This window comes from Sphingobacteriales bacterium, from assembly GCA_012517435.1.
Classification (GTDB): domain Bacteria; phylum Bacteroidota; class Bacteroidia; order CAILMK01; family JAAYUY01; genus JAAYUY01.
Map to the genome: position 1 here is coordinate 1 of JAAYUY010000102.1, position 5,537 is coordinate 5,537.

General features: G+C 39.7%; 4 protein-coding genes. All 4 read left to right on the forward strand.

All coding sequences use genetic code 11. From position 1 onward, the window contains the following. Positions 1-700: type I restriction endonuclease subunit R (locus GX437_06155; protein NLJ07235.1), on the forward strand; the 700-nt coding region annotated here is incomplete at its 5' end. A 20-nt stretch (positions 701-720) separates the two neighbouring features. Continuing rightward, positions 721-2,385: a transcriptional regulator gene (locus tag GX437_06160; protein NLJ07236.1), complete on the forward strand. Its 1,665-nt coding sequence runs from the start codon at positions 721-723 to the stop codon at positions 2,383-2,385. Between the two features lie 240 nt (positions 2,386-2,625). Then, complete coding sequence (locus GX437_06165; protein ID NLJ07237.1) at positions 2,626-3,864, forward strand: hypothetical protein; 1,239 nt, start codon at positions 2,626-2,628, stop codon at positions 3,862-3,864. Between the two features lie 42 nt (positions 3,865-3,906). After that, entirely contained in the window at positions 3,907-5,520 is a 1,614-nt protein-coding gene (locus GX437_06170) for a type I restriction-modification system subunit M (GenBank protein NLJ07238.1), read from the forward strand. The last annotated feature ends 17 nt before the right edge of the window (positions 5,521-5,537 follow it).

Sequence of the window (5,537 nt, forward strand, 5' to 3'; positions counted from 1 at the left end):
TAAGGAAGTGCAACGCCTGAAAACGCAACTTGACCAATATACCGACCTGAACGAAGAACAAAAAGCAAAAATTGAAGAACTGATGCCGGAGGAACAGCTGCGTTCTTTCCGCAGTTCGTATCTGGAAATTGCCAGACAGCTCAAGGAAATCCAGCAAAAGGAAGGCGACAATGCCCCCGAAAATATTCAGCAGCTCGATTTTGAATTTGTGCTCTTTGCTTCTGCATTGGTGGATTATGACTACATCATGAACCTGATTGCCAAATACACCCAGCAGCAACCCAAAAAACAAAAGATGACCCGTGAACAACTTATTGGCGTGCTGAGCAGCAGCGCCAACCTCATGGAAGAACGGGACGACATTACTGATTACATCAATACTTTGGAAGTTGGCAAACCACTCAACGAGCAACAAATAAAAGATGATTACCAGAAATTTAAAGAGGAAAAAATTGCCAAAAAATTATCGGAAATTGCACAAAAACATGGCTTATCGACATTGGCACTGCAGCAATTTACCGACAATATCATTAGCCGAATGATTTTTGATGCCGAAAAATTGAGCGAACTTTTTGAAGCCCTTGACCTGGGCTGGAAAGAACGCACTAAACGAGAACTGGCTCTGATGCAGGAGCTCATTCCTGTTTTAAAAAAGAAAGCCGAAGGACGGGAAATATCAGGACTGAAAGCGTATGAGTAATAATTCAAAATGAAGGCAACATGACTGAAAGCGAGAAAGCAGATAAAAAATCACTTAGACTCTTTCTGAATGCTAACCCTGATTGGCGGGCATTGGCACAAGACTGCGTTTGCTTTGCCAACGCCAAAGGTGGTAAGATTCTTATAGGCGTTGAAGACCATGCCGAAACTCCTCCGTACGGTCAAAAAATTCCGTCTAAACTTACTGAACAAATTCGCAAACGCATCGGAGAACTTACCATAAACGTGGGCATAAATGTAGAACTGAGAACAGCCGAAAATAAAGCGGAGTATATTGAAATAACCATACTTCCTTCTGCCTCTACGATTGCCTCAACAACCGATGGTCAGTATTACATCCGCATTGCCGACCATTGCAAACCTGTTTTACCCGATGACCTCACACGTCTTTTTACCGATAAACCTGCCTTTCAGTGGGAAACCAAAGTGGTTGGCAAAAACTATTGGAACACCTGCGACAAAAATAAACTCACCCGATTTTTAAACGATATTCAACAATCGCAAAGGGTGTCTGATTTTGTAAAACAAAAATCAGAAGAAGAACTTTTAAATCACTATCAATTTATTGATTTCGATGGAAATCTCACCAATTTAGGTATTCTGTGGATTGGTACACAGCAACAACGGGCCCGCCTGCTTTATGCTCCTGTGGTTCAATTTATTAAGTATAATGAACGGGACGAAAAGGTTCGCAAAGAAGTGTGGGACGATTTTTCGCTCAATCCCAAAGAACTCATTGAAGCTATCTGGAACACTTTACCCGAGTGGAAAGAAGGCATTGAAATTTCGGAAGGCATTCTGGGAAGACGCATCATTTATCACTACAACGAAAATGTAGTAAGAGAACTGCTTGCCAATGCTTTGGTACACCGCCCATACTCAACACGGGGTGATATTTTCATTAACCTGTTTCCCGACAGGCTCGAAGTTCATAACCCGGGGCTCCTTCCATTGGGTGTTACACCACAAAATATTTTGCATCAATCGGTAAAACGAAACGAGCATCTCTCAAAAGTGTTTTATGACCTGGGACTAATGGAACGCGAAGGCAGCGGTTACGATAAAATCTACGAAATTCAGGTTTCAGAAGCAAAACCCCTGCCCGAAGTTGAAGAAGGCAACGACCGTGTTACTGTTACATTGTACAATCAAATCAAACGACCTGATATTATTAACCTTATTGAAAATCTTAAAAAACAATTCCACCTTACCCAAAAAGAAATTATCTGCATGGGTATTATTGCTCAATACCAATCCATTTTGGCTACCGAATTCTCCCGGCTGATACAATCGCAGAATGACAAACAAATTAAAAACTGGCTTGGCAGTTTATTGGATTATCAAATCATCAAAACCAAAGGCAGAACCAAAGGCACCGAGTATTTTGTGAATCCTAAAATCTTGAAAGGAACGCCTTTAGCCATTACAAAACTTAATAAAATTGAGATACATCGCTTAAAAGAACTCATCTTAACCGATTTACACGATTTTGGTAGAAGTAAGTTAAATGAAATACATGAACGAATTGGTAAAGAAATACCTGAAAGAAAAATCAGAAAAGCAATAAATGAATTAATTGCTGAAAATAAAATTACGACTCAAGGCAGCAGAAAATTCAGAACGTATTCACTTAATTCATCATTAAACAAAAATGAAGGGAAATAATGCTTCGTTAATTAAACAATTTTGTTCAATAAAATTACATTTTATTGATTATCAATCTGTTTTATTTGACAAAACAGGGGGAAATAATCAGCCGTTTTTTTTGATTTTGTCAAACAAAAATAAACAACATGCTGATATTCAGACACTTTTATTTGACAAAACCCGGGGAAATCCTGAGCTGTTTTTTACAATTTTGAAAAATAAAACCATAAAAGCAGGCATAATCAATCCGTATAACGCATGAACGATTATAATTCCAGCAAAAAAACCGATAAACCTGCCCTTATCCCCCGCCTCCGTTTCCCAGAATTCCAAAATAGTGGAGAGTGGGAAGTAGAAGAGGTAGGGAACATATTTGAAGTAACAAGAGGTTACGTCCTTCCAATGAATTTAGTCAGTGATGAACAAAGTGAAAGCAATCCCTTTCCTGTATATTCATCTCAAACAAAGAATAACGGACTAGCTGGATACTACAAAGATTTTTTGTATGAAGACGCGATAACTTGGACTACAGATGGAGCTAATGCCGGAGATGTGAATTTTCGAAAGGGTAAGTTTTACTGCACAAATGTTTGTGGCGTATTAATAAATAAAAATGGGTATTCAAATCACTGTGTTGCTGCAATTATAAATTCTGTGGCTAAAAAGTACGTTTCTTACGTAGGAAACCCCAAACTTATGAATGGTGTGATGAGCAAAATAAAAATCCCCCTTCCCTCCCTTCCCGAGCAACAAAAAATCGCCTCCTGTCTTTCGTCATTAGATGAAGTCATTGCAGGCGAGCGGCAAAAGCTGGAACTGCTCAAAGCACACAAAAAGGGCTTACTGCAAAACCTATTCCCCCGGGAAGGCGAAACCGTGCCCAAATTCCGCTTCCCCGAGTTTAAGGATAGTGGGGAGTGGGTGGAGAAACGACTGGGAGAGATTGGTGAACCATTAATGTGTAAGAGAATATTCAAAAGTGAAACAACTCCAAGTCCAATTAATGGCGTACCATTTTACAAAATTGGAACATTTGGTGGTATAGCAGATTCTTATATTTCAAAAGAAATGTTTGAGGAGTATAAAAGCAAGTATTCTTATCCTAATATTGGGGACATTTTGATTTCTGCTTCTGGAACAATTGGACGATTAGTTATTTATGATGGTTCGCCTGCCTATTTTCAAGATTCAAATATTATCTGGTTAGGTCATAATGAAGACGTTGTCTTAAATCCTTTCTTATTTTACTGCTATTCAAATTTGAGATGGCAAACATCCGATGGCGGAGTTATTAGCAGATTATACAACTCAGATTTCAAAAGAATGAAAATTAAATTTCCTGAGGTCAAAGCCGAACAACAAAAAATCGCCTCCTGCCTTTCGTCCTTAGATGATGTAATTCAGGCGCAGGAGCAAAAAATAGAACTGTTAGAACAGCACAAAAAAGGATTGTTGCAGGGGTTGTTTCCTAATGTAAATGATGGTGATAATGGATAAATTTCAAAACAAATACCGCATAAATGAGAAAAAAATAAAGATATGACAGCAAACAACCACTCAGATTTAGGCAAAACCCTCTGGAAAATCGCAGACGACCTGCGGGGTTCCATGAACGCAGACGATTTCCGCGATTACATGCTTTCGTTTTTGTTTCTGCGCTACCTGAGCGATAACTACGAAGAAGCAGCCAGGAAAGAACTCGGAAAAGATTACCCATCTCTGAACGGAAACGGGGGCAAAACCCCATTGTCCATTTGGTATGAACAAAATCCAGATGATGTGGCTGAATTTGAAAAACAGATGCGGAGAAAGATACACTATGTCATTGAACCCCAATACCTGTGGAACAATATTGCATACCTGGCTAAAACCCAGAGCAAAGATTTGCTTAAGACCTTACAGCATGGATTCAAATATATTGAAAACCAATCGTTCGAAAGCACCTTTCAGGGTTTGTTTTCCGAAATCAATCTGGATTCTGACAAACTCGGAAAAAATTATGAAGAACGCAACAAAAAACTCTGTACCATTATTCAGAAAATTGCCGAGGGCATCAACCAGTTTTCCACCGATAAGGATATTTTAGGCGATGCCTACGAATATCTCATTGGTCAGTTTGCGGCAGGTTCGGGCAAAAAAGCGGGTGAATTTTACACCCCGCAACGCATTTCCGATATTCTTTCCGAAATTGTTATTCTCGACAGCCAAAACCCTGCTCAGGGCAAAAAGAAAAAAATTGAACGGGTTTTAGACTTTGCCTGCGGTTCAGGTTCGTTGCTCCTGAACATTCGCAGAAAAATAATCGAAGCAAATGGGACCATTGGTAAACTTTACGGACAGGAGAAAAACATCACTACTTACAACCTTGCACGGATGAATATGTTGCTTCATGGAGTGAAAGACACCGAATTTGAAATCCACCACGGAGATACTTTGCTTAATGAATGGAGTATTTTAAACGAAATGAATCCTGCCAGAAAGCTGGAATTTGATGCCGTAGTAGCTAATCCTCCTTTTAGTTACCGTTGGGAGCCCCCGGAAGAAATGGCGCAGGATTTCCGTTTCAAGAGTTACGGTCTTGCGCCCAGATCGGCAGCCGATTTTGCCTTTCTGCTGCATGGTTTTCATTTTCTTGGCAAAGAGGGAACCATGGCGATTATCTTGCCGCACGGTGTATTGTTCAGAGGCGGAGCAGAGGAGCGTATCAGAAATAAATTATTGAAGGATGGAAACATTGATACGGTTATCGGGCTACCTGCAAACCTGTTTTTCTCTACAGGTATTCCCGTTTGTATATTGGTCTTAAAGAAATGCAAAAAATTTGACGATGTTTTGTTCATCAATGCAGCCGAACATTACGAAAAAGGCAAACGACAAAACACGCTGCTGCCCGAACACATCAAAAAGATAGTTGACACCTATCGGGAACGAAAAGAAGAAGTCCGTTACTCCCGCAGAGTATCGATGGCAGAAATTGAAAAAAACGACTTCAACTTAAATATTTCACGCTATGTAAGCACAACTGTTGAAGAAGAAATCATTGACCTGAACGAAGTAAACAAAAAACTCATTGAACTTGACAAAGACATAACGCAAGCAAAGGAAACACATAATCAATTTTTAAGGGAGTTGGGACTTCCACCAATTTCCTGATTTGCTATCCAATCATA